Below are 23,132 nucleotides of genomic sequence, written 5' to 3'. Positions count from 1 at the left end.
AAGAGCCCTTGCCAAATAGCGCGTGATTAAAATAAATCTTCTTTTAAAATGTACTTGTACAATATGAGGAAGAAATAAGTCTTTTTTTATTAACTTTCGCTATGCAGAATTTATTAACGGCTTCTCAAATGCGGGAGGCAGATGCGTATACGATCGCACACGAACCTATAGCTTCTATTGATCTGATGGAACGTGCTGCGCATGCTTTTATAGAACGATCGTTGGCTTTATCGCTGATTAAAAAAGATCAATCTATACTTATTTGCTGTGGAGCAGGCAATAATGGGGGAGATGGTTTGGCTATTGCGCGCCAGCTTTATGAAGAAGGGTTTTCGGCTCTTCACATTTGGATTATACATTACAATGAGCGACAGTCGGCCGACTTTAAAACCAATTTAGCACGTATAGAGACCTTACCTATCAGCATTCAATCATTTGCTCAAGAAGATGAATTGCCTATGATAGAACAAAGCCTTATCATTGATGCTATGCTAGGTTCGGGATTAAACAAACCCCTTTCTGGCTCTTGGTTAAAGGTAGTTCAGCACTTAAACCAAGCGAAGAAAAAGGTAATTGCTGTAGATATACCGACTGGCATGCCAGCCGATGGTCATTTAATGAGATCAATGACTGCTTTGTTCGCCCACGAGGTTATCTCATTTCAACGACCTAAGATCAACTTTCTTTTTCCGGAATCAGCCTATTTTATGAAGCGCTTTCATGTGGTTGATATTGGACTGAATGAAGATTTTATTGCCAGACAAGCAAGCGATTTTTACGAAATAACATCCAATGATGCTCGCGCCATATACAAAGAAAGACGTCCCTTTAGCCATAAAGGAACTTATGGACATAGTTTATTGATTGCTGGGAGTGAAGATACGATGGGGGCGGCTTTGCTTTGTGCAGAGGCTTGTCTGTATACTGGTTCTGGACTAACTAGTGCCTGCATTCCAAAAACTGGTTTAACGGCTTTAAATACACGTTTACCTGAAGTTATGGCCATATCAAGGGAAGCACTTTTTCATCAACCTCTTAAGCAATATACAGCTATGGCCGTTGGTCCCGGGCTGGGAAAGAGCCAAGAAATCAGTGAATTGATGAAGCGTCTTTTGGCGAAACCTGCTATGCCTATGGTTATCGATGCTGACGCGCTAAATGTGTTAGCGGAGAATCAGCAGTTATTTGATCGTTTGCCACCGGACAGTATACTTACGCCGCATATGAAGGAGTTTGATCGATTGTTCGGCGAGCATAGTTATTGGTATGATCGGGTAGTGAAAGCTCGGGAGGAAGCCCAGCAACGCAAACTGATTATCGTGCTGAAAAATCAATATACCTTTATTGCCTTACCTAATGGTCGGATCCTCGTCAATTTTACCGGTAACCCAGCCATGGCAAGTGGAGGTATGGGGGATGCGCTTACGGGTATGTTGGTTGCCCTCTTAGCGCAGGGATATCGAGCCGAAGAGGCTGCTATTTTGGGCTGTTACCTTCATGGTAAATCGGGAGATTTATTAGCTGAAACAGGGATGGCGGTTGTTCCAGCAAATGTATTGATCCAAAACATTTCCAAGGTGATGGGAAATATTTAGCAATGCCTTAGTTTTTTCGTGAACGTTATTACTGTAAAGGGGAATGGATAGATTTCTTTCATTGTAACGTCACCAACCGAGATGGCTAAGGCTTTAAGTTAGTCGGTGTACTTTGAAAAGTTCAAAAAAATTATTGCATATCAAATAAATGTTTTTCTGCATGATAAGAAGAACGTACCAAAGGTCCGCTTTCTACATATTTGAATCCCATCTTTAGACCAATTTGCTGATAATGTTTAAATTGTTCTGGGGTAATCCATTCGATCACGGGATGATGTGCTTTGGTAGGTTGTAGATATTGCCCTAAAGTCAAGATATGCACACCTGCATCATAAAGATCTTGCATTGCCTCAATCACATCGGCTTCAGTTTCTCCAAAACCTAGCATAATACCTGATTTTGTACGTAGCCCCGCAGCAGAAATTCGGCGTAGACATTCCAAACTTCGATCATATTTCGCTTGAATGCGCACTTCTCTTGTAAGCCGCCTAACCGTCTCTAAATTATGGGAAACAACTTCTGGACGTACGGCTAAAACGCGCTCTAAATTTTCCCATATTCCCCTGAAATCTGGAATCAACGTTTCAAGGGTTGTCTCTGGGCTTTCGCTACGAATAGCATTTACCGTTTCTGCCCAGATAGTTGAACCACCATCTTTTAAGTCATCCCGATCAACTGATGTAATGACGCAATGTTTGACCTGCATCAATTTTACAGAGGTAGCAACCCGCATAGGCTCATCTAATTCGACGGCTTTCGGTCTCCCTGTAGCCACTGCGCAGAAAGAACATGAACGGGTACAAATATTGCCCAAAATCATAAATGTAGCCGTTCCTGCTCCCCAGCATTCTCCCATATTGGGGCAGTTACCACTTTCACAGATCGTGTGTAATTTGTGCTCATCAACCAAGCCCCTTACATGTTTGTATTCTTTTCCAACAGGTAATTTGACACGTAACCAATCGGGTTTGCGTTGCAATTGATTGGCAGGGATTACAGGTAGTTCAATCATACAACAAAAGTAATTAATAATTTTTATTTTAGCTACGGATTAGTGCAAAGGTCTATTCGATATTGACACTAAAGCAACACATATTATATTAATTACACGTTCAAATGGCAACAGCAGAAACCGTTTATTTAGGGGATTTGAGAACAGAAATAACCCATATTCAATCGCAAACAAAAATCATTACTGACGCTCCTACAGACAATCAGGGAAAAGGAGAAGCTTTTTCACCTACGGACTTACTTGCGGTATCGTTAACCAGTTGTATGCTAACTATCATGGGAATTGCTGCGCGCGCGCATGGAATTGCTTTTGGGAAGGTGGAAGCAAATACCACTAAAATCATGCAAGCTAATCCGCGGAAGGTTGCCGAAATTCATGTTGCCTTTCATTTTCCAAAAGGGGCTATCTATAGTGAGCATGAAAGAATTTTGCTTCAGAAGGCCGCTGTATCTTGTCCCGTGTACCTAAGCTTGCATCCGGATATTAAGAAAGATATTGTCTTTAATTGGGCAGATGAATAACGACCTTAGCTGCTTCGATAGCATTATGCGATTCATGGTAAAGACACTCATCTCCTTTGATAAGTAGTATTTGAGGAGACTCGTGTTTCACTTGCCATTTTTCTGCTATTTTATTGGACACCTCTCGGTACTTTATCAGATCCAAGAAATAAACAGGTGTTCCTTCTGGAATTAAGGTTGATTCAAATTCAAATGTTTTTTTAGCCATGTTACTTACCGGACAACGGGTACTGTGTTTAAAAATAATGGCATACGTGCCTGAATTTGCTAGTTGTTCCAGTTCTTCTACGGATGTTAATGCTATCCATTTCATACGATGTCTTGTTAATCTTTTATGGTTTTAAAAATTTATCAGCTTCTACATTAATAAGAGCGGAAATAATTGGATAGTTTATTTGAATACCGCTTTTTGTGTCGCGGAAGGCAGAAATAAGTGTAAGTCCGCCACCAACATCCTTAAAACCGGAAGTAAGTAAATTGAATAAAATTTCGTTATTGTCGGATAAGGCCTGCCATTGAAAAATCCGGCCGGTATTGGTGTCAATAAATAATTTTGAATGTCGTATTCTTGTTGTTTGTTGGGGTGTGGGAAGTTCAACTACATAATAGCGTGCACTTCCAATTAATTCTGCGCCATTTATCTTTAGCGAAGCAGAATCTTTTAAGAGTTGCGGGAAGAAGAGCCAAAAGGAATCGTTCGCAAAGGCATCTAATACAGGTTGTAAAAAACGTTGAGCAGAATCTTTAGGTGCAATAAGATTATTGTTGATGAAAACTTTTCCTTTTTTATTTCTTGTATTGAAAAGTACTACCAATTTATCTTGATGCGTGGTAGCGCCTTCAAAACGGCAATTTCCAGTTTTTCTATCCCAAATATAGGCATGTTCTCCGGGAACGGTCTGATGCCATGTTGTCTGACAACTGAACATGAAATAACGGGCTTCTTCCCAGCTTTGTCGATCGCCTATACCTTGCCAGATTAAATTTAATAGTTGATCTTTCGTTTGTGCAAATACCGGAATAGTAAACGTAAAACTAAAACATAAGGCAAAAAATAATCGCCATCTAATCTGCTGTTTATAGGAAATAGACATGTTCTTGTTTATTGATTTAATCCAACTTTTATGTTACCAGACAGTTGTGCTACAGGCATCATACACGATAAAAACTGCTGGTTATGCTAACCTATAAGTTATGGCTTTTTATTACCTAAGCCTCTTTATTTTGGGGTAAGAGTTGTATGCCGGACATAAGGGAACTCCCTTGAAAGTAAAGTAATCCGATCATTACCACAGTGACTAATACAGCTAAATTCTTCATAATGCCAGACGTTACATAAAACGGGGTAAACTTACTTTAAAAAGAGAAGATTATCAAATGATGAACTGGAAAGCGTTATTTAGCCTTTTATTGTTTTGCTCATATTAGCCATTTGTATGGCTGTAGCAGCAGCTTCTTCTCCTTTATTTCCGTGTATTCCTCCTGCACGTTCTAACGCTTGTTCTAAGGTGTTGGTGGTTAAAACGCCAAAAATCACGGGCTTATTGTATTTTAGTGCTACTTGGGTGACTCCATGGGCGACAGCTTCGCAAATAAATGTGAAATGCGGCGTGTCTCCCTGAATAACACAACCTAAACAGATCACGGCATCTATGTGCTGATTGCGTAAGATAATATCGGCTCCTGAGCTTAATTCATAGCTGCCGGGCACTTCTATGATCTGAATATTTTCAGCCGAGGCTCCTTGTTTGATCAGTAATTGATATGCACCTTCTAATAGTGATGACGTTATTTGTGCATTCCATTGAGCCACAACAATGGCAATAGTTAAATCAACAGCTGAGCCAACAGTGATATGAGAGAAATCCGAAAGACTTTTGAATTGAGTTGCCATTTATACTAAACGATTACAATATTATTGATGGGTGGCGCAACGAGCAATATAACTATCAATAATCGATGCCTCATAGCTCTGTGGGTAATTCGTTTTTATTTTTTCATAACTTTCCAGTGCTGATTTGAAGTCGCTTTGCGCCTCGTAAACTAACCCTAATTTCTTTAAAAATAGGGGGGCAGTAAATGCATTATCGCTTTTATTTGCCGCTTTTTTATATTGATCGGCCGCTTTTTTGTAATCTTTTAATTCTGAGTAAGCGTCTCCTAGTAAACCTGTTACCAGTGGGTCTAATACGGGGCTGCCTGTATCTGAATATTTGGCTAATGCCGCTGCAGCTTCTTGGTATTTACCTTGACGTAAATATAAACCACCCAAATAGGCATTCGCAACATTCGCTGATTTTGTATTGGAGTATTCTTCCGCAATTTCTTTAAATCCAGGGAATGACCCATCACCATCAATTGCACGTTTCTGTAGCGAATCTACCATTAGGTATTCTTCTGCTTTAAACATTTCGTTAGTTGCTCGCTCTGCCCTCGGAGCCAAGTAGAACCGTTGATATCCTACATAAAGTAAAATTAAAACGACAATGCCTATAGCAATAAATGCAAGACTTTTTTGATTATCGCGGACAAAGCTTCCCGTTCCGCTGTTGTTCTTTGTGTTATTAACGCTCACGTTATCTTTTGGTTAATTTGACGTACCAGTTTTTATTTAAGATTGCAAACATAGATAAATTGTTTTTCATATGCAACATAAGGTGCGTTCTTACCACCGGATCAGCTGGGGCTTTAATACTGCGTTTTCGAAGTTATATGCAGGATATCCCAATCGAAATCATCTTTCGGTGTCGATTGTGTAAATTTTTTCAATTTAAAATGGAAGATTGGAGTTATTAGTCGTTATAATTAACCACTGATAAAAGTAAGTTTAAGGCGATTAATCATTATCAAGAGGGAAATATACACCGGATTGTCGTCGATTATGACGGACCTATTCGTAAATTGTCTTATAGCATGTTAGGAAATGGTTGGTTGAAGTTAGACTATACGTATACCTTGTATGGCGATTAAGACTATATGGGGATTACGTTTTCATATCCAGAAGAAAAAGTGAAGGGCATTACTTGGCTGGGAAAGGGACCATATCGGGTATGGAAAAATAGGATGAAGGGAGGGCAGTTTGCGGTGCACCAAAAGAAATATAATAATACAGTGACGGGCATGGATTGGCGTTATCCCGAATTCAAAGGGTATCATGACCGCATGTTTTGGGCAGTAATAGATAATGAGGAGTATCCGATTACAGTCGTCTCAGAAACGGATCACATCTTTTTGCGATTATTTACACCAAAACCCACTGGAAGTAAAAATGTTGATCCCGTTTTTCCGGAAGGTGATATTTCATTTATGGATGCTATAAGCCCTATCGGTACGAAGTTCCAAAAAGCGGATCAACTAAGTCCGCAAGGTAACAAGAATCAATTTAGAAACCGAAGAGACAGGCAACGCCTATGGGGAGCCACCCTATATTTCGACTTTGGTATAGGAGCTGTCGAAAATGTACAATAAAGGAGCAGTGCTGAACTGCCCGGCAGCATCTTAAAAAAAGCAGAAAGTGAAAAGCTTTCTTTACCTTTGTGGGCATGTGGGCAAAAGAATTAACGGTTATTAATTTTAAAAATTATGAAGAAGCTTCTTTGCATTTTTTGCCAGGTGTTAACGCATTTACTGGTGATAATGGTGCAGGGAAAACAAATTTATTAGATGCGTTACATTATTTGTCCCTTTGTAAGAGTTATTTTAACCCGATAGATGTACAGCAAATTAGACAAGATGCTGATTTTTTTATCGTTCAAGGTGTGTTTGAAAAAGATGGAGAAGATGATTTATTAGCGTGTAGTTTAAAACGTAACCAAAAAAAGCAATTTAAGAGGAATAAGAAAGATTATCAACGTCTAGCTGATCATATTGGTGCCTATCCTTTGGTTATGATTTCTCCAAACGATGTCGCAATTATCGTTGAAGGAAGCGAGGAACGTCGCAAATTTATGGATAATGTTATTTCACAAACGGATAGTCATTATTTAGACGACTTAATTCTTTATAATAAATATTTGCAAAGCAGAAACAGTTTACTAAAGCAACAAGCTCAACATAAACGATATGATGATGAATTGCTCAGTATTTATACTGAGCAACTATGTGAGGTAGGGGAAAAAATTTACCAAAAAAGGAAAGCGTTTATAGCTCCTTTTATTGAAGTTTTCAATCAACATTATCACTATTTAACGGAGAATAAGGAATCAGTAGAACTCTCCTATGAATCGCAACTCGTTCAATCCAGCTTTCAAGACTTGCTTATGGCTGCCTTACCAAAGGATCGGGTATTGGAACGTACAACAGTGGGTGTTCATAAAGATGATCTAGCGTTTTCGATTCACGGTATGCCGTTAAAAAAATTTGGATCCCAAGGACAACAAAAATCTTTTCTTATTGCCCTAAAGTTAGCCCAATACACTTTTTTCTGTCAAGAAAAGGGATTTAAACCCTTGTTACTGTTAGATGATATTTTTGATAAATTGGATGAAAAGCGGATGAGGAAATTGATGCAAATGGTTTCTGCTGATGATTTTGGACAGATTTTTATTACCGATACAAGTACGGAGCGGATTGAGCATACGTTTACCGAAATTGCAGTTCCTATTCGTATTTTTGAAATCGCAGATGGGCAGATTATGGGGAATGAGATGTATGGTATAAAGGTATAAGATACGAGGTATAAAGTATAAAGGTATTGGGGGCGTTAACTGGCAGGAAATGTTACTTATAACGTAAAACGTATCCCGTATAACTTGCAATCAAAATGGGCAGAACGAATGATAAAACATTAAAAGAAGCGATCAATCAATATTTGGATGCATTAAAGCTGCGACGTAAATTTGATGAAACGTCGATTTTAGCTGTTTGGCCGGAGCTTATGGGGCCTGCTATAGCAAATAGAACGAAGCAGTTATTTATCAGGGATAAAAAATTGTTTGTACGGGTAGAATCTGCCGTTATTAAGCATGAACTGTTACTCATGCGTACCCAGATTATAGGAAAAATGAATGAACACGTTGGACGCGTTATTATAGAAGACGTGATCATTTTATGATAAGCAACTTAGGCTAATAGGCCCAATTGTTTCACCAATTGTTTCATGTCTAATTCCAGCACATTAATGTGGTGTGCAGCTTTTGCATAGAAAGGATGACGGTAGGCCATTCTGTCAGTGATAAAATCAAGAAGCTCTTCTTCGCTCAAATGTTGAATTAGGGGTCTTTTCTGTCGTTTACTGGCGGCCAATCGTTGGGCTAAGGCCTGATATGGCATCTGGAAATATATGGTAATTCCGTTTTCGTTCATCCATTCCATATTATCAAAGAAACAAGGGGCGCCTCCACCAGTTGCAATAACGGCAGGTTCTTTATCGCCGAGTTGTCGAAGAATATCCCGCTCTTTCTTCCGAAAATCCGCTTCGCCGTGGATTTTAAAATAGTCTGTAATAGACATGCCTTCCTGAGCTACAAATAGCTCATCGAGATCAATGAAATTACGTTGAAGTATTTGAGCCAATTTTTTTCCATTGGTTGTTTTTCCAACGCCCATGAATCCCACAAGAAAGAGATGTTTATCCAACATGCAGTAAAAATAGGTTTTAATCTAATTGTTCGAAATATTTTTTAGCTAAGGTTTCAAAAGATGGTGTGGTATTATAATGCCATTTTTTAATGACGGTTCCACTTTTCATGAGTAAAATACCAGGATTTGCCCTAACCATACTTTTTAAAGGTACTGCATCAGCAAAAAAAGTTTCCATATATAAATTAATTTGCTCATTAATAGCATCTACTTGTTGAGCAGAGCTAGCCGTAAGCAATACGGTACGTATCGTATATTCTTCTGTGGCTTGCTTGGCTAAATTGTTTAATTTTTCCAGTGCTTTTAGGTTCGTTTGGTTCAAATCATAAGCAACAAAGATTAGGTTATAATATGGATTATCCAGTAATTCGGTTGTATGATCTACTCCCTGAGCATCGGTAATATTTAAATCTTTGATCGGGATTTGGTAACCCGCTTTAACTATACGGCTTTCTGGATCGCCAATGATTTCCCAGTTGTTGTCTTTCCACAATTCATTTTTTAAATAGTCCTTATCCGTAACGATTTTTTTCTCTTTAGTTTGCTTATGCTGTAACGTATAGGTGATCTCATATTCATCCAAGGCAGCTCCTTTAGGGGCATGCATGAGGGTGGGCAGGTTATTACCTTCTTTATATGGAAGAAAATCAATAAATGGTAAAAAATTATAGGTGTAAATTCCTATTCCGAGACTAATTACGATCGCTGCCGATAACGTTAATGTTTGGCTGATCTCGTTAGTAAATAGTGGCTTAATGTTTTTTCTACGTAAAAATATGATGATAATCAATGCCAGCAGTACGAGGTCTTTACTAAAGGATTGCCAAGGAGTTAATGGAATGGCATCCCCAAAACAACCACAAGAAGTAACGACGTGGAAAAAGGCCGAGTAGAAGGTTAAGAAAGTGAAAAATAGAATCAATAATAAAAGACCCCAAGTCACTTTTTTTCCATATAATCCTAAAAGCAGTAATGTACCTAATACCATTTCCAAGCTACATAATACAATGGCTAGGGCTAATGCATAGTTCGCTAAGAAAGTGAGATGAAATACATCAAAATATTCCTGTAGTTTATAACTAAAACCGAGGGGGTCATTGGCTTTAATAAGTCCGGAAAAGATAAACAACACACCTACAACCACGCGAACAAACAGGAGTAGAAAATTAATCTTGTTGGTCTTTTCTGCTACGATATGCATAGTCTACGGATTTAGCTGGTAATCTTTAGTGGGGTACTTAATTTTAGGAGTGCGAAAATAGCATAATTGAGCATATCCTGATAGTTGGCTTTTACGCCTTCGGAAACCAGTGTTTTTCCACTATTGTCTTCGATTTGTTTTACCCGAAAGATTTTCATCAAGATCAAGTCGGTTAACGAACCTATTCTTAAGTCGCGCCACGCTTCACCATAATCATGATTTTTAGCCAACATCAGTTCCTTGGTCTCGGCTACATAGTGGTCATACAGTTGCTGTACCTGTGTAATCGGTAAGTTTTCTTCCGCATCTGGAGGTAGTTCCAATTGGATCATGGCAATAATACAGTAATTAATGATCCCGATATATTCAGAAGAAATATCATCCGAAATTTTAGAAAACTGGTTGTTTTCGATGGTTCGGATTCGCTGCGCTTTAATAAAAATCTGATCAGTAACAGAAGGTAAACGCATGATTCGCCAAGCGGTACCGTAATCTGCTGCTTTTTTTAAGAATAGTTCTTTGCATTGGGAGATAATAGCGTCGTACGCTTCAGAGGTGTCCATATGTTTTTTTTCTGCTGTATTCATCGCTGCGGCAAGTTCTATGCAAACCTACTATAAAATTTTTCTTTTCGGAATTATATATGTGGGGAAATTGAAAATAAAAGCGCTAAGTTTGTATGAAACCATCTAAAGCTATTTCTTATCTTGGTATTATTAGAAGACAATATTCATGAAATTTTGTAACGTAGGGGGACAATTATTGGAATTTCATCCGCCGAAGATTATGGGGATTTTAAATGTTACACCTGATTCTTTTTTTGATGGGGGAGAACATTTCGCTTTGGATCAGGCATTAGATCGGGCAGCAGTACTCTTGCAGGAAGGAGCCGATATTTTAGATGTAGGAGCCTATTCGTCCAGACCTGGTGCAAGGGAGATTAGTACACAAGAAGAGATCGATCGCTTATTACCTGTGGTCGAGCATTTAGTTCGTAGCTATCCAAAAGCAATCCTTTCTATCGATACCTTCCGGGCAGCGGTAGCACAAGAGGCTATTAAAGCGGGTGCTCACCTGATTAATGACATTAGCGGAGGCAATTTGGATGAAGACCTTTTTGATGTAGTAGCTGCGTTGGGGGTCCCCTATATCTTAATGCATAGCCGGGGTAATCCGCAAACGATGCAAAAACAAACTACCTATGCCGATTTAATCGAGGATATATTGGCGGAGTTGTTACCAAAAATAGATCAATTGAGGGCACTCGGCGTAAAGGATATTATCCTGGATCCGGGTTTTGGTTTTGCTAAAACATTAACCCAGAATTATGAGTTATTACAAAGGATAGACGAATTGAAGATTTTAGGCTTACCTATTTTAGGTGCCTTATCTAGAAAGTCAATGATTTATAAACTTTTGGGGGTCGGTCCCAAGGAGGCCTTGAATGGAACTACTGTGCTTCATACGATATTGTTAACCAAGGGTGTAGAACTGATCCGGGTACATGATGTTAAAGAGGCAGTAGAAGTTAGAAAAGTAGTTGCTCAACTCTATCAAAACAGTCAATAGGTATGACACATGGACCGTGCATATTAATCCACCGTCTGGCGGATTAATCACACAAGAACATGTAAATTTATTTACGGATTTTAACTATCCAATTGGTGTTCAGGAGTACCAATAATGAATATTAAGCATAAATTAGACGATAATTAGTTACAGATGAAACGATATTTTATCCTTTATTTAAGCGTATTTGTGCTGGGCTTTTCTGTGGAAGCCCAGACTTTTCAGTTGGCAAAAGTACAGGAAGGAAAGGCGGTTAGTTTTAGAGGAATGGCTATTCCTAATGACAGTGTTGTTTGGATTTCGGGAAGCGCAGGTACAATAGCAAAAACGATCGACGGTGGTAAAAATTGGCAATGGTTAACCGCAAAAGGCTATGAAGGATTGGATTTTCGATCTATTGTGGCCTTTTCGGATAAAAAGGCTATTGTGGTTAATGCTGGGAAGCCAGCCGTGATTTTATTAACTGAAGACGGCGGAGATTCTTGGCAGAAAGTATATAGCTACGATGTAGAAGGAGCCTTTTATGACGGCATCGGTTTTTGGGACGAGCAGAAAGGAATCGTTTTCGGCGATCCTATCGCCGGCAAGTTACAAGTACTAAGTACAGAAGATGGAGGTAAAAGTTGGAATAACATCAGTGATGAAGCCAATGTTGAAATGAAAGCAGGAGAAGCCGGATTTGCAGCCAGTGGAACCAGTATAGTAACGAAGGACAATGGCTTGGTATGGATTGGGACAGGGGGAAGCCAGGCGAGGTTATTATTTTCGTATAATTATGGGAAATCTTGGACGAGTTATCAAGTACCTATAGAGCAAGGCGAGTCATCACAAGGCGTTTTTTCTATAGCTATTAATCATCAAAACCAATTAATTGCGGTAGGAGGGGATTACCAGAATTTTAAGAACAATAATAATGTTATCCAGCTATCGAGCAATGGAATGACTTGGGCAGCGCCAAAATCCCGACTTTCAGGATATAAGTCTTGTGTACGGTACATTAATGATACCTGTGTTGTAGCTACGGGTACTTCGGGTACGGATATTTCTATGGATGGAGGGCAAACATGGAAATCGCTCTCTGAACAAGCGTTTAATGTAATAGCTGTCTCAGAAACGGGTAAACTCATCTTTCTTGCTGGGGAAAAGGGAACAATCTATCAATTGACGCGAGATTAGATTTGAGCTAACGTACAATTCAACAAGCTTTACGCTTTTTTCCAATTGATCAGCATATTTAAGAATACCAGGCCGCTTATCCCAATACAAAATACCGACCAGCCTCCAGTATGGTATAATAAAATACCTAAGGCAGATCCAATAGCGCCACCGATAAAGGTGGTTGTCATGAAAACGGTATTAAAACGATTTCTAGCATCTGGTTTTAAAGAATAGATCAAGGTTTGTTTACTAATTTGCAATGCTTGATGACCAATATCGATTAAAATAATACCGACTATTAATAAAAAGATGTGGTTTCCAGTAAAATAAAAAGCAAGATATCCTAGTAGTTGTAAACACAAGCCAAGTAGCGAGATTCGCTTTACCATATTCCTATCTCCACTACTGTTCTTGCCCACTAAAGGGGCGGCTAAAGCTCCGGAAGCCCCGATGATGCCAAATAGTCCAATCTGTACGGTATTGTAAGCAAAAGGTTTGGCAGAAAGAAAGAGTACCATGGTGACCCAAAAAGCACTCATGCTGGCAAAAGAAAGTCCGTTGCTTATAGAAGCCCATCGTAAAGCAGGAAATGTTTTGACATAATGCCCTATGGAGCGCATTAATTCCTTGTAACTGCCTCGATAAGCAGGTTCATTTTCCGGAAGAATGCGTTTGATAAGCAATACTAACAAAAAGCAAATAGCAGCTGCGATGAAATACATGTGGCGCCAACCAAGGGCATGACCAATATAACCGCTAAGCGAGCGTGATGACACAATACCGATTAGTAAGCCACCCATTACTAATCCAATAGCTTGACCTCGTTTTTCATCTGGTGCCAGACTGGCTGCAAAAGGAATAATTAATTGCGGTACAATGGAAAAAAGGCCAATTAGAAAACAGAGGATTTGTAGTATAAAGAAAGATTTGGTAAAAACGGCTCCAAGCAACACCAATATCGCAATTGTGGTAGTTGATACAATTTGTTTTTTTCTTTCCAGCAAATCTCCCAAAGGAACAAATAGTAGCAAACCACTAGCATAACCTAACTGCGTAAGGTAAGTTATGCTACCGGCTTCAGCTTCACTGACGCCAAAGTCGTCTGCTATTAAAGGCAATAACGGCTGACAGTAATAGAGATTGGCTACAATTAAACCACAGCAAACAGCCATGAACCAAGTCAGGTACTTTATTGATCGCACGATGAAAGCTATTGTTTAAAAGTCCTGAAGTCTTGTCCATCTTCAATTTTTAAAAGTGTTTCGTAAATTAAGCGAATAACATTGTCAACATCTTCCTTATGGATCATTTCTACGGTCGTATGCATATAGCGTAGCGGAAGTGATATCAACGCGGATGGTACGCCACCGTTAGAATAGGCAAATGCGTCAGTGTCGGTTCCGGTTACACGAGAAGATGCCTGTCGTTGGAAAGGGATTCCTTTTTCTGTGGCTGTAGCGATGAGCAGCTTATTCAGATTAATTTGCACTGCAGGGGCGTAAGACACCACGGGCCCTTTTCCACAAGCTAAATCACCTTGGGTTATTTTGTTAATCATGGGGGTTTGTGTATCGTGTGTAACGTCCGTTACAATGGCTACGTTTGGTTTGATGGTTTGGGTAATCATTTCAGCACCACGTAAACCAACTTCTTCTTGTACAGCGTTTACAATATACAAGCCAAAAGGTAATTTCTTTTTGTTTTCTTTGAGTAAACGGGCAACTTCGGCAATCATAAAACCACCAGCACGGTTATCTAATGCTCGACCAACATAATAACGATCATTCAATATGGTGAATTCATCTTCATAGGTAATGACCGAACCAACATGTATACCTAAATCTTCAACTTCTTCTTTAGTGGTACATCCACAATCCAGGAATATGTTTTTTAAGGTTGGTGCTTCCTCTTTTTCTCCACCACGGGTGTGGATCGCTGGCCATCCAAAAACGGCTTTTACAATGCCTTTATCCCCATGGATATTAACCCGCTTTGAAGGGGCTATTTGATGGTCTGAACCACCGTTTCGGATCACATAAATTAGACCATCTTTCGTAATATAGTTGACAAACCATGAAATCTCATCGGAGTGTGCCTCAATAACTACTTTATACTTCGCTTTTGGATTGATCACGCCAACTGCAGTTCCATAATGATCGGTAAAAGTTTCGTCTACATAAGGCTTAATATAATCTAGCCAAAGACGTTGCCCTTCCCATTCATATCCGGTGGGTGATGGATTGTTGATGTATTTTTCGAAAAATTTTAAGGTTTTTTCTGTAACGATAGGAGTGTGTTGTGCTGCAGTATTTTTTTTTGATTTTGCCATTATTCGAAATATTTGCGGTATCTAGAGCCTCTAAAAAAATCTAACCATACCAATTTAAACAAGCTCTTATTCTAAACGCTAGCAAACTTAATTAAAATGCTTTGCATTCACGAAGGCAAAACAGGAATAAATTGCTTCGTAAGTAATTCACTATCGTATACAAGCGAAATGGTTTATTTAAAAAAAACAAACATAAGCTGTTCCAGGCTGTTATGAACAACAAAATGCTATCGCTATGAATTTTATTGAAAGAACGGATCACAATAACCGGCAACGCTTAGTGTTATGCTATGAAGATATCGGTGAAGGGCAGCCAATAGTGTTTATTCATGGTTGGCCCTCCAATCATCTCATGTGGGAGCCCCAGCTCAATTTTTTCGTTGATCAAGGTTACCGTTGCATTGCTTATGATAGAAGAGGATTCGGTATGTCATCAAGACCGTCGCACGGTTATGACTACGATAACTTAACCGATGATTTGCATGAACTCATCGTTCAACTTAATTTATATGATGTCATTTTAATCGGTTTTTCTATGGGTGGAGGAGAGGTTGCGCGCTACTTTACCCGCTACAATGGTGATCGAATCAGTCGGGTTGTCCTATTGGGATCGGTGACACCCTATCTGTTGAAAACGGAGGATAATCCAGACGGATTGGATAAAAAAGTGTTCTCTTCGATGATAGAAGCCATACAAGCTGATCGACCCGCATTTTTAGAGGGGTTTTTTAATGATTTTTTTGGTGTTAACTTAGTGAATAAACCGGTAAGTAAAGCCATGTTAGAATATCAGCGTTCTTTAGCATTAATGGCTTCTTCTTTGGCTAGTCAGCAATGTGTCCGCTCATTTTCCGAAACCGATTTCAGCGCAGATATGGGTAGAATAAATGTACCCACCTTAATTATCCATGGTGATGCAGATAAGATTGTACCAGAAGATATCAGTGCCAATTTGACAAGTGCGATGATCAATGATAATCAGTTTATTTTATATGCAGGTGCCCCGCATGGTTTTTTCTTAACACATAAAGAACGGTTGAATAACGATATCCAACAATTTTTAAACAGTTCACTTTAGTGTGATATTGCTGGCCACTTCCGTTGATTTTTCTCTTAGTGGATATTGTGCAATTTAGCTAAGTTTGTAACTTTACAGCAACTCTGAGAGGAGGCTATAATTTTTACGCTAAAAGACTTAATCATGAATAATGTTCATATTCCTCGTTTAGATTTGTTGGATTTTACCACAGGTAGTCCCGATAAACAGCGCCAGTTTTCTGATGCCCTCGGCAAAGCTTTTACCGAAACAGGATTTGTAACAATAGCTAACCATGGGATGGATAAAGCATTGATTAACGAACTGTATGAAGTTGTTCAGCAATTTTTTTCCTTGCCTGAAGAACAAAAGCGCAACTATGAAATTCCGGGCTTAGCAGGACAACGTGGATACACGGCTAAAGGAAAAGAGAAGGCTAAGGATGCTAAAACCCCAGATTTGAAAGAATTTTGGCAAAGAGGCCAAACGGTTATAGGTGACGATGAGCTCCGCGCAAATTATCCCGATAATGTGGAAGTAAAGGAACTACCAAAATTTAACGCTATTACCGAAGAAGTTTATCGGCGCTTGGAGTTAGCCGGTCGATCGTTATTAAAAGCCATCGCGCTGTACCTGGATTTAACAGAAGATTATTTTGAAGATAAGGTAATTAATGGTAATTCTATTCTAAGGGCGATTCATTATTTTCCGTTAGAACATCCTGAAACATTGGCACCTGATGCGGTGCGTGCCGGTGCTCACGAAGATATTAATCTGATCACTTTACTCATTGGTGCCAGTGCAGACGGTTTGGAAGTATTAACTAGAGAGGGCACTTGGTATCCGGTAACAGCTCAAGGAGACGATATTGTTGTTAATGTTGGTGATATGTTGCAACGTTTGACGAACAATAAATTAAAGTCAACGACGCATCGTGTTGTTAATCCTCCTTTAGCATTGATGAAAACTTCTCGTTATTCCGTTCCTTTTTTCCTTCATCCAAAGGCAGACGTGAGTTTGGCTGCTCTGCCAAGTTGTGTTGATGCAGCACATCCGAAAGCATATCCCGATTGTACAGCGGGCGAATATTTGGATGAGCGGCTACGGGAAATCGGATTGAAGATGTAGTCTTTTGAGGTTTAAGGTATGAGGTCTATATGTCTATAATAAAAGGCACTTTACTTATGCTTTACACCCTTAAATGTTACACCTTAACTCTAACCTTACTTACACCCTAAACCTTACACCTTAAATTAAAACCATTTTAAAGGCCAAAGCACAAGTATTTAAGTTCGGTAAATTCATCCATACCATATTTAGAACCTTCCCGGCCTAATCCAGATTGTTTAATTCCACCAAAGGGAGCAACCGCATTAGAAATAGCCCCTTCATTGATACCGACCATACCAGACGCTAGTGCGTCAGCTACGCGCCAACAACGCTTAACATCTTGACTGTAAAAATAAGCGGCTAATCCGAATTCCGTATCATTGGCCATGCGAATGCCGTCTTCCTCTGTTTGAAATCGATATAAGGCGACAATTGGTCCAAAGGTTTCTTCCTTAGCCATTAGGGCATTTGGTGGAACATCGGCAAGTACGGTTGGCGCATAAAATAGGCCTTCCAAATGCTCTGCTCCAGTTAATATTCGTGCTCCCTTTTTTAAGGCGTCGGAAACATGGTGTTGTACTTTTTTCAGCCCATTTTGGTTAATTAAGGGGCCTACTTTTACGTGTTTATCTAGGCCATTACCGACTTTAAGCTTCTGAACAGCTTGTGTAATTGCTTCTGCAAATCGATCAAAAATGGCATCTTGAACTAAAAATCGATTGGGAGCGACACAAGTTTGACCAGCGTTTCTAAATTTAGCAGCAATTGCTCCGCGTACTGCGGCTTCTATATCAGCATCATCGAAGACCAGAAAGGGTGCATTTCCCCCCAGTTCAAATGAAACTTTCTTTATCGTAGAAGCTGCCTGTTCCATTAACGTTTTGCCAACGCCTGTAGATCCTGTGAATGAAAGCTTACGCACGATAGGGCTGGTGCTTAATATTTTACCGATTTCTGCCGAATCTTTTCCCGTAATTACATTGAACACGCCATTGGGTAAACCCGCTTCTTTAGCTAAATGCGCAACAGCTATCGCTGTTAAAGGTGTTTGTGAGGCTGGTTTTAAGATGATAGTACAGCCTGCTGCCAGTGCCGGTGCAATTTTACGGGTTACCATTGCCAGGGGGAAATTCCACGGAGTGATAGCCGCGGCTACACCAACCGGCTGTCGTATGGTGATGATTTGTTTTCCACGGTTGGGAGATGGGATTTGGTCACCATAGGTGCGATAAGCTTCCTCTGCAAACCAACTGATGAAGGAACTGCCATAGTCTACTTCGATTTTACTTTCTTCTAATGGTTTGCCTGATTCTAACGTGATGATCTCCGCAATTTCATGCTTATGTTTAACAATGAGATTGTACCAATTTTTTAAGATGTTACTGCGTTGTGCTACCTCCGTTAATTTCCAGCTTTCCCATGCGGCTTCTGAAACGGTTATGGCTTTTTCTATTGCTGTACGATTAAGGTCAGCGACGCCAATAACCGCTTCTCCAGTAGCGGGATTAATGACATCAAATGTTTTTCTGCCCTTGATCTCTTTACCATTAATAAAAGCCGTTCCCTTTATAAGCGTATTTCGTGTATTCATGATTCTGGATTAAATTTCAGCGTGCTGTATCCTTAGAGCCCGGGTAAAATTTATCTAATTATTTTTTTATGTCTTTTTTTGGCTGCACCTTCGTTAAATTTTTCGGGATAGGCTTCCGGCTATCTCTGCAAAATTTGCCTTGGTTCGCTCAAAAATAGCCTATAAAAATTTAACTATACAAATTTAAACAGGCTCTTATAGGGTAATAACATTATTTTAAGCACATGGTTTTTTTAGTAAGAAGTTTGTACTTATTGTGATCCGTAGTTCGTAGTCGGTGTTTCTTTATGTGTTATAAACCGTATTACAGATCCCCAGTTGTCGTCATGATAGTTCCAAATAACGATTTGCAACCCTTAGGTATAACACTCATGTTTCGTCGGTTCTCGCATCTAATAGCTAGTATCTCACATCTAATATCCTATAATTAAAACGAAAGCGATAACTTTGCATCTTTAAAATGGTTTAAGGGAAATATGCGCGCATTCAGGTTACTTTTAGTATCGGTACTTTTTCTACTCTTATCGGGGATCTGTACTGCACAAGATACCCTTAGCCAGCATAAGCGGATATCTCCTGCTGCATCGCTTCGCTATTTAGTGCAAGATTCGGCACGTTTCGCCCGAGCCTTAGAGCGCCAGCGGGTTAAGGATTCTATTGCGCATGTAAAAGATTCATTGCGCTTATTGCGGGATTCGCTCCGTTTTCAGTATTTAAAAGCGCCAAATCCAAATCGTCAGAATCAATTTTTAGATAGCTTAAAAAAAGTTTATATCATAACAGATGGAAATACCTTATTATGGGGTAAAGATATACCATATGGCGGGAGCAAACAGCTTGGGCTAAGGAAAGTGTACCGAACGCAATGGGTTTTGTGGACCGTATTTGCGTTGATTTTATTTCTTGCCCTTATTCGATTATTTTTTATGAAGGACTTAGAAGCCATAGCTACTTCCTTTTATAGTAATCGGGTTTTACTGCAAATTAGTAAAGAAGACAATCTCATCACATCTTGGCCTTTTGTTTTCTTGTATGTTTTATTTGGTTTCACTATCGGCTTGTTTTTATTTCTATATGTAGCGTATAATCGGATCCAGGTTAATTCTATTGAGAGTGGTTTATTCTTTACCATATCGGCGATAGTACTGCTATTGTTTATATTAAAAATCATTATTACGAGGAGTATAGGTCTTATCTTTGGCATTCAGAAATTGGTTCGAGATTACATTTCTATATTATATTTAAGTTATTTTAACGCTGCGATCATTTTTTTACCCTTACTCTTAGTATTGGTTTTGATTCCTGGTAAATATGTAAATACCTGGTTTGCAGTGTCTTGTTTGTTCGTATTGCTGGTGTTTGTCATGCAGTTTCTACGAGCATCTAATACAGTGTTAAAAAGTTATCAATTTTCAAAGTTTTATTTATTTATTTATCTTTGCACCCTCGAAGTTGGTCCAATACTTATTTTGATCAAGTTATTAGGCATTTAACCGAAACAAAAATAAAACTCGTGGCAGCAGAAGATAGAGAAAAAAAAGTAAAAAGCATCTTAGTAACTTTACCAAGACCTGAAAACGATAAATCCCCTTACTTTGCCCTCGCAAATAAATACAATCTAAAATTAGATTTTAGAGCGTTCATTCATGTAGAGGGAGTTCCAGCAAGGGATTTTAGAAAAGAAAAGATCAATCTAGCCGATTTTACAGCTGTGATATTTACCAGTAGGAATGCTGCTGATCATTTCTTTAGAATTTGTGAAGAAATGCGTTATGAAGTGCCCGCTGATTTGAAGTACTTCTGCTTGTCTGAAACCATCGCACTTTACCTACAGAAATATATTCAATACCGGAAGCGTAAAATTTTCTTCGGCAAGCAAACGGCTCAAGATCTGGAGGAAGTGTTGAAGAAACATGCCAAGGAAAAATTTTTATATCCTTGCTCTGACGTGGCTAGTGAAGAGACGCAAAACTGGCTGTTAGAAAATGGCTATGATTTTACGCCAGCGGTATTATTCAGAACGGTAGTTAGCGATCTTTCTGATTTAGCAGATGTATTTTACGATATCATCGTATTCTTCAGTCCATCGAGTATTCAATCTCTCTTTGAAAATTTTCCTGATTTCAAACAGAATGATACCCGCATTGCGGCTTTCGGATCGACCACACATCAGGCCATAGCTGACCGGAATTTGATATTGGATATTGCTGCACCCACTCCTGAAGCGCCAAGTATGACGATGGCTGTAGAGCAATATATTAAAAAGGTAAATAAATAAGTCTATAACGACGATAATGGTGAAAGCCGGGTTACCGATTTATGGAATCCGGCTTTTACTATTTCCAAGTCAATGCATCTTTTGTTTATCTGGTAGTAACAAAGTAAGTTTGTACGGCTTCAGCTTGCTTTGGAGTCACTACTTGTGCTAATTCCTCTTTAGAAGCTGCTTTGATCTTTTTTACCGATTTAAAGGCAAGCAATAGCTTCTCTGCACTTGTTTTGCCAATCCCTGGAATTTGTTCCAATTCTGTCTGGAAGGTTTTTCTGCTGCGTTGGTTTCGATGAAAAGTAATGCCGAATCGATGTGCTTCATCGCGGAGGTGCTGAATAACCTTTAACGTTTCTGATCGTTTGTCTAGATATAAGGGATATTGATCTCCCGGATAATACAGTTCTTCCAAACGTTTCGCGATACCGATCACCGTAACTTTCGTGTCGATTGCCAATTTTTTCAAACTTTTTAATGCGGCAGAGAGTTGGCCCTTACCTCCATCAATGATAATGAGTTGCGGTAAAGCTTGTCCTTCTTCTAACAGACGTTTATACCGACGGTATACAGCCTCTTCCATGGTCGCAAAGTCGTTAGGCCCCTCAACAGTCTTTACATTAAAATGCCGATAATCTTTTTTCGAAGGTTTGGCATCTTTAAATACAACAATAGCCGACACAGGATACTTACCTTGAAAGTTTGAATTATCGAAACATTCAATATGTTTCGGTAATACATTCAGGCGAAGGTCTTCTTTCATTTTATGCAGCAAGCGTTCTATTTTTACTTCTGGGTTTAATTTTTCATATTGGTCTAGGCGTTCCCGCTTAAAAAAGCTTACATTTTTATAAGATAAATCTAATAACTTTTTTTTGTCTCCTAATTGAGGAATTATTTGTTTAAAATCCGGACTCTCAATATCTAATGGAAAGGGAACAATAATTTCCTTAGATGAGCTATTAAAGCGGGAGCGAAGTTCTTGAACGGCTAAACTTAACAATTCCTGATCGCTTTCATCCAGTTTCTTCTTCAGCTCAATCGTTTGCGTTTGGATGACGGTTCCGTTCATGACTTTCAGAAAGTTGACAAAAGCGTATTGTTGTTCGGAAGCAATGCTAAAAACATCAACATTATTGATGCTATGACTAACAATAGTCGATTTGCTTTGATAATTGGCTAAAAGCTCCAGTTTTTGTTTGAGGCGATGGGCTTCTTCAAAATGAAGATGACTAATGGCTTGATCAAGATTGACTTTTAGCTGCTTAAGCACGACGCCTATTTTACCATTGAGGATATCCTTAATGCTCTCTAGATTCAGGTTATAATCTTCCTCCGTTTGATAAGCTTGGCATGGCCCATTACAATTACCAATTTGGTACTCTAAACATACCCTGAACTTTCCTTGTGCTATGTTTTGTGGGGTAAGTGGTAGATTACAGGTACGCAGCGGAAATAATTCTTTGATGACTCCCAAAATGGCATGCATCATTCCTACGGATGCATACGGACCAAAGTATTTAGAGCCATCTTTTATGATCTTTCGGGTCCAAAAGATCCGTGGAAAACGCTCATTTTTTATCACAATCCACGGATAAGTCTTATCATCCTTTAATAAGACATTATAACGGGGTTGGTGTTTTTTTATTAGGCTATTTTCTAATAACCACGCATCTATTTCGGTATCTACTAGCGTAAAAGTAATCTTCTGTATCTTTTTAACAAGTACCCTGGTTTTCGCGTTTTGTAAAAAGGTGTCTTTAACAAAATAGGAGCTTACCCGATTTTTTAAATCTTTAGCTTTTCCAATATAAATAAGAGTGCCTTGTTTATCGTAGTATTGATAAACGCCTGGTTTATGTGGTATTTTTTTTAATGCTTCCTTATAATCGAAGTCATTCATGCTCAGCTTCTGTTTATCGTTTACCCTAGTTAATTTTTATGACTATCGGATATATCACTCAAAGGGACATCAATAGGTCATTTCAACCGTAGTGGAGAACCCGAAGACCAAAGGATTTAAGCCTGTTTAAAGATGAGACCTCTCGACTACCATCGGGATGACAAATAAAGTGTTTCGCTCAAGATGGCGAGCATATACCGTCTTTTTAGTAGATTTTCTGATAGTCAATCATTTTTACGACTTTTTCCCGCTGCACTACAC

The 23,132-nt window shown here is 39.1% G+C and carries 23 protein-coding genes; 11 read left to right on the top strand and 12 right to left on the bottom strand.

Translation table 11 applies throughout. The features are described 5' to 3' along the window. Nucleotides 1-101: 101 nt before the first annotated feature. Complete coding sequence (locus tag ABD930_RS14250) at nucleotides 102-1,595, top strand: NAD(P)H-hydrate dehydratase (protein WP_345232405.1); 1,494 nt, start codon at nucleotides 102-104, stop codon at nucleotides 1,593-1,595. A gap of 130 nt (nucleotides 1,596-1,725) precedes the next feature. Here ABD930_RS14250 and lipA read toward each other — a convergent pair whose 3' ends face one another. Then, nucleotides 1,726-2,607 (bottom strand): lipoyl synthase, encoded by an 882-nt coding sequence (gene lipA, locus ABD930_RS14245; RefSeq protein WP_345232404.1) that lies wholly within the window; start codon nucleotides 2,605-2,607, stop codon nucleotides 1,726-1,728. 104 nt (nucleotides 2,608-2,711) lie between these two features. On the opposite strand from lipA, the gene ABD930_RS14240 reads away from it, so the two are divergent. Then, nucleotides 2,712-3,128: an OsmC family protein gene (locus ABD930_RS14240; RefSeq protein ID WP_345232403.1), complete on the top strand. Its 417-nt coding sequence runs from the start codon at nucleotides 2,712-2,714 to the stop codon at nucleotides 3,126-3,128. On the opposite strand, the gene ytxJ is transcribed toward ABD930_RS14240, so the two are convergent. The 4 genes from ytxJ to ABD930_RS14220 all read right to left on the bottom strand — a co-directional run bounded on the left by ytxJ (nucleotide 3,109) and on the right by ABD930_RS14220 (nucleotide 5,703). Next, a complete protein-coding gene (gene ytxJ, locus ABD930_RS14235; RefSeq protein WP_345232402.1) occupies nucleotides 3,109-3,441 on the bottom strand; it encodes a bacillithiol system redox-active protein YtxJ in 333 nt (110 codons plus the stop codon). The genes ABD930_RS14240 and ytxJ overlap by 20 nt on opposite strands. A 19-nt stretch (nucleotides 3,442-3,460) precedes the next feature. Beyond that, nucleotides 3,461-4,222, bottom strand: a complete 762-nt coding sequence (locus tag ABD930_RS14230; RefSeq protein ID WP_345232401.1) for a hypothetical protein — start codon at nucleotides 4,220-4,222, stop codon at nucleotides 3,461-3,463. A 305-nt stretch (nucleotides 4,223-4,527) separates the two neighbouring features. After that, nucleotides 4,528-5,022, bottom strand: coding sequence for a 6,7-dimethyl-8-ribityllumazine synthase (gene ribH, locus ABD930_RS14225; protein ID WP_345232400.1), 495 nt, complete (start codon nucleotides 5,020-5,022; stop codon nucleotides 4,528-4,530). 21 nt (nucleotides 5,023-5,043) lie between these two features. After that, nucleotides 5,044-5,703, bottom strand: coding sequence for a tetratricopeptide repeat protein (locus tag ABD930_RS14220; protein WP_345232399.1), 660 nt, complete (start codon nucleotides 5,701-5,703; stop codon nucleotides 5,044-5,046). A gap of 401 nt (nucleotides 5,704-6,104) precedes the next feature. Between ABD930_RS14220 and ABD930_RS14215 the strand changes: the two genes are divergently transcribed. The 3 genes from ABD930_RS14215 (at nucleotide 6,105) to ABD930_RS14205 (ending at nucleotide 8,181) form a co-directional block, all read left to right on the top strand. Further along, the gene (locus ABD930_RS14215; RefSeq protein ID WP_345232398.1) at nucleotides 6,105-6,596 is read left to right on the top strand and encodes a hypothetical protein; all 492 of its coding nucleotides are present in this window, start codon (nucleotides 6,105-6,107) and stop codon (nucleotides 6,594-6,596) included. A 74-nt stretch (nucleotides 6,597-6,670) separates the two neighbouring features. After that, nucleotides 6,671-7,795: a DNA replication/repair protein RecF gene (recF, locus tag ABD930_RS14210; protein WP_345232397.1), complete on the top strand. Its 1,125-nt coding sequence runs from the start codon at nucleotides 6,671-6,673 to the stop codon at nucleotides 7,793-7,795. A 95-nt stretch (nucleotides 7,796-7,890) separates the two neighbouring features. After that, complete coding sequence (locus tag ABD930_RS14205) at nucleotides 7,891-8,181, top strand: DciA family protein (RefSeq protein ID WP_345232396.1); 291 nt, start codon at nucleotides 7,891-7,893, stop codon at nucleotides 8,179-8,181. 8 nt (nucleotides 8,182-8,189) lie between these two features. Here ABD930_RS14205 and ABD930_RS14200 read toward each other — a convergent pair whose 3' ends face one another. Genes ABD930_RS14200 through ABD930_RS14190 form a run of 3 tightly spaced genes read right to left on the bottom strand, consistent with a single transcriptional unit; the run spans nucleotide 8,190 to nucleotide 10,472 of the window. Continuing rightward, complete coding sequence (locus tag ABD930_RS14200) at nucleotides 8,190-8,708, bottom strand: shikimate kinase (RefSeq protein WP_345232395.1); 519 nt, start codon at nucleotides 8,706-8,708, stop codon at nucleotides 8,190-8,192. Nucleotides 8,709-8,724: 16 nt separating this feature from the next. Beyond that, nucleotides 8,725-9,909, bottom strand: a complete 1,185-nt coding sequence (locus tag ABD930_RS14195; protein ID WP_345232394.1) for a BT_3928 family protein — start codon at nucleotides 9,907-9,909, stop codon at nucleotides 8,725-8,727. An 11-nt stretch (nucleotides 9,910-9,920) separates the two neighbouring features. Then, the gene (locus tag ABD930_RS14190) at nucleotides 9,921-10,472 is read right to left on the bottom strand and encodes a DUF1599 domain-containing protein (protein ID WP_345232415.1); all 552 of its coding nucleotides are present in this window, start codon (nucleotides 10,470-10,472) and stop codon (nucleotides 9,921-9,923) included. A gap of 169 nt (nucleotides 10,473-10,641) precedes the next feature. Between ABD930_RS14190 and folP the strand changes: the two genes are divergently transcribed. Further along, nucleotides 10,642-11,478 (top strand): dihydropteroate synthase, encoded by an 837-nt coding sequence (gene folP / locus ABD930_RS14185; RefSeq protein ID WP_345232393.1) that lies wholly within the window; start codon nucleotides 10,642-10,644, stop codon nucleotides 11,476-11,478. 153 nt (nucleotides 11,479-11,631) lie between these two features. Beyond that, nucleotides 11,632-12,654, top strand: a complete 1,023-nt coding sequence (locus ABD930_RS14180) for a WD40/YVTN/BNR-like repeat-containing protein (RefSeq protein ID WP_345232392.1) — start codon at nucleotides 11,632-11,634, stop codon at nucleotides 12,652-12,654. A gap of 29 nt (nucleotides 12,655-12,683) precedes the next feature. Here the strand turns inward: ABD930_RS14180 and ABD930_RS14175 are convergent, their stop codons facing one another. Together ABD930_RS14175 and ABD930_RS14170 are read right to left on the bottom strand one after the other, a co-directional pair. Then, a complete protein-coding gene (locus ABD930_RS14175; protein ID WP_345232391.1) occupies nucleotides 12,684-13,838 on the bottom strand; it encodes an MFS transporter in 1,155 nt (384 codons plus the stop codon). Between the two features lie 8 nt (nucleotides 13,839-13,846). After that, on the bottom strand, nucleotides 13,847-14,965 hold the full coding sequence (locus tag ABD930_RS14170; protein ID WP_345232390.1) for a M42 family metallopeptidase: 1,119 nt from the start codon (nucleotides 14,963-14,965) through the stop codon (nucleotides 13,847-13,849). Between the two features lie 235 nt (nucleotides 14,966-15,200). On the opposite strand from ABD930_RS14170, the gene ABD930_RS14165 reads away from it, so the two are divergent. Both ABD930_RS14165 and ABD930_RS14160 read left to right on the top strand, forming a co-directional pair. Further along, nucleotides 15,201-16,043 (top strand): alpha/beta fold hydrolase, encoded by an 843-nt coding sequence (locus tag ABD930_RS14165; protein WP_345232389.1) that lies wholly within the window; start codon nucleotides 15,201-15,203, stop codon nucleotides 16,041-16,043. A 123-nt stretch (nucleotides 16,044-16,166) separates the two neighbouring features. Beyond that, nucleotides 16,167-17,129: an isopenicillin N synthase family dioxygenase gene (locus ABD930_RS14160; RefSeq protein WP_345232388.1), complete on the top strand. Its 963-nt coding sequence runs from the start codon at nucleotides 16,167-16,169 to the stop codon at nucleotides 17,127-17,129. Between the two features lie 136 nt (nucleotides 17,130-17,265). On the opposite strand, the gene ABD930_RS14155 is transcribed toward ABD930_RS14160, so the two are convergent. Further along, nucleotides 17,266-18,702 carry an NAD-dependent succinate-semialdehyde dehydrogenase gene (locus ABD930_RS14155; protein ID WP_345232387.1) on the bottom strand — a complete coding sequence of 479 codons (1,437 nt, stop codon included), beginning with the start codon at nucleotides 18,700-18,702 and terminating at the stop codon, nucleotides 17,266-17,268. A gap of 476 nt (nucleotides 18,703-19,178) precedes the next feature. Between ABD930_RS14155 and ABD930_RS14150 the strand changes: the two genes are divergently transcribed. Together ABD930_RS14150 and ABD930_RS14145 are read left to right on the top strand one after the other, a co-directional pair. Next, nucleotides 19,179-20,195 (top strand): DUF4271 domain-containing protein, encoded by a 1,017-nt coding sequence (locus ABD930_RS14150; protein ID WP_345232386.1) that lies wholly within the window; start codon nucleotides 19,179-19,181, stop codon nucleotides 20,193-20,195. A 20-nt stretch (nucleotides 20,196-20,215) separates the two neighbouring features. Further along, complete coding sequence (locus ABD930_RS14145; protein ID WP_345232385.1) at nucleotides 20,216-20,980, top strand: uroporphyrinogen-III synthase; 765 nt, start codon at nucleotides 20,216-20,218, stop codon at nucleotides 20,978-20,980. An 85-nt stretch (nucleotides 20,981-21,065) separates the two neighbouring features. On the opposite strand, the gene uvrC is transcribed toward ABD930_RS14145, so the two are convergent. Beyond that, nucleotides 21,066-22,871 (bottom strand): excinuclease ABC subunit UvrC, encoded by a 1,806-nt coding sequence (gene uvrC, locus ABD930_RS14140; RefSeq protein ID WP_345232384.1) that lies wholly within the window; start codon nucleotides 22,869-22,871, stop codon nucleotides 21,066-21,068. Nucleotides 22,872-23,132 lie beyond the last annotated feature (261 nt).

It is taken from the genome of Olivibacter ginsenosidimutans, from assembly GCF_039542865.1.
GTDB classification, from domain to species: Bacteria; Bacteroidota; Bacteroidia; order Sphingobacteriales; family Sphingobacteriaceae; genus Olivibacter; species Olivibacter ginsenosidimutans.
Note: the sequence above shows the minus strand (reverse complement) of the source record. Positions and strands in the feature narration are given on the sequence as shown.

Excerpts from the sequence above, each read along its gene's own strand:
- ABD930_RS14230 (WP_345232401.1), bottom strand. The coding sequence starts at position 4,222 with ATGTCTATTTCCTATAAACAGCAGATTAGATGGCGATTATTTTTTGCC.
- ytxJ (WP_345232402.1), bottom strand. The coding sequence starts at position 3,441 with ATGAAATGGATAGCATTAACATCCGTAGAAGAACTGGAACAACTAGCA.
- ABD930_RS14160 (WP_345232388.1), top strand. The coding sequence starts at position 16,167 with ATGAATAATGTTCATATTCCTCGTTTAGATTTGTTGGATTTTACCACA.
- ABD930_RS14170 (WP_345232390.1), bottom strand. The coding sequence starts at position 14,965 with ATGGCAAAATCAAAAAAAAATACTGCAGCACAACACACTCCTATCGTT.
- ABD930_RS14250 (WP_345232405.1), top strand. The coding sequence starts at position 102 with ATGCAGAATTTATTAACGGCTTCTCAAATGCGGGAGGCAGATGCGTAT.
- uvrC (WP_345232384.1), bottom strand. The coding sequence starts at position 22,871 with ATGAATGACTTCGATTATAAGGAAGCATTAAAAAAAATACCACATAAA.
- ABD930_RS14165 (WP_345232389.1), top strand. The coding sequence starts at position 15,201 with ATGAATTTTATTGAAAGAACGGATCACAATAACCGGCAACGCTTAGTG.
- ABD930_RS14180 (WP_345232392.1), top strand. The coding sequence starts at position 11,632 with ATGAAACGATATTTTATCCTTTATTTAAGCGTATTTGTGCTGGGCTTT.
- ABD930_RS14215 (WP_345232398.1), top strand. The coding sequence starts at position 6,105 with ATGGGGATTACGTTTTCATATCCAGAAGAAAAAGTGAAGGGCATTACT.
- ABD930_RS14240 (WP_345232403.1), top strand. The coding sequence starts at position 2,712 with ATGGCAACAGCAGAAACCGTTTATTTAGGGGATTTGAGAACAGAAATA.
- ABD930_RS14205 (WP_345232396.1), top strand. The coding sequence starts at position 7,891 with ATGGGCAGAACGAATGATAAAACATTAAAAGAAGCGATCAATCAATAT.
- lipA (WP_345232404.1), bottom strand. The coding sequence starts at position 2,607 with ATGATTGAACTACCTGTAATCCCTGCCAATCAATTGCAACGCAAACCC.
- ABD930_RS14195 (WP_345232394.1), bottom strand. The coding sequence starts at position 9,909 with ATGCATATCGTAGCAGAAAAGACCAACAAGATTAATTTTCTACTCCTG.
- folP (WP_345232393.1), top strand. The coding sequence starts at position 10,642 with ATGAAATTTTGTAACGTAGGGGGACAATTATTGGAATTTCATCCGCCG.
- ABD930_RS14155 (WP_345232387.1), bottom strand. The coding sequence starts at position 18,702 with ATGAATACACGAAATACGCTTATAAAGGGAACGGCTTTTATTAATGGT.
- ABD930_RS14150 (WP_345232386.1), top strand. The coding sequence starts at position 19,179 with ATGCGCGCATTCAGGTTACTTTTAGTATCGGTACTTTTTCTACTCTTA.
- ABD930_RS14200 (WP_345232395.1), bottom strand. The coding sequence starts at position 8,708 with ATGTTGGATAAACATCTCTTTCTTGTGGGATTCATGGGCGTTGGAAAA.
- ribH (WP_345232400.1), bottom strand. The coding sequence starts at position 5,022 with ATGGCAACTCAATTCAAAAGTCTTTCGGATTTCTCTCATATCACTGTT.
- ABD930_RS14190 (WP_345232415.1), bottom strand. The coding sequence starts at position 10,472 with ATGGACACCTCTGAAGCGTACGACGCTATTATCTCCCAATGCAAAGAA.
- recF (WP_345232397.1), top strand. The coding sequence starts at position 6,671 with ATGTGGGCAAAAGAATTAACGGTTATTAATTTTAAAAATTATGAAGAA.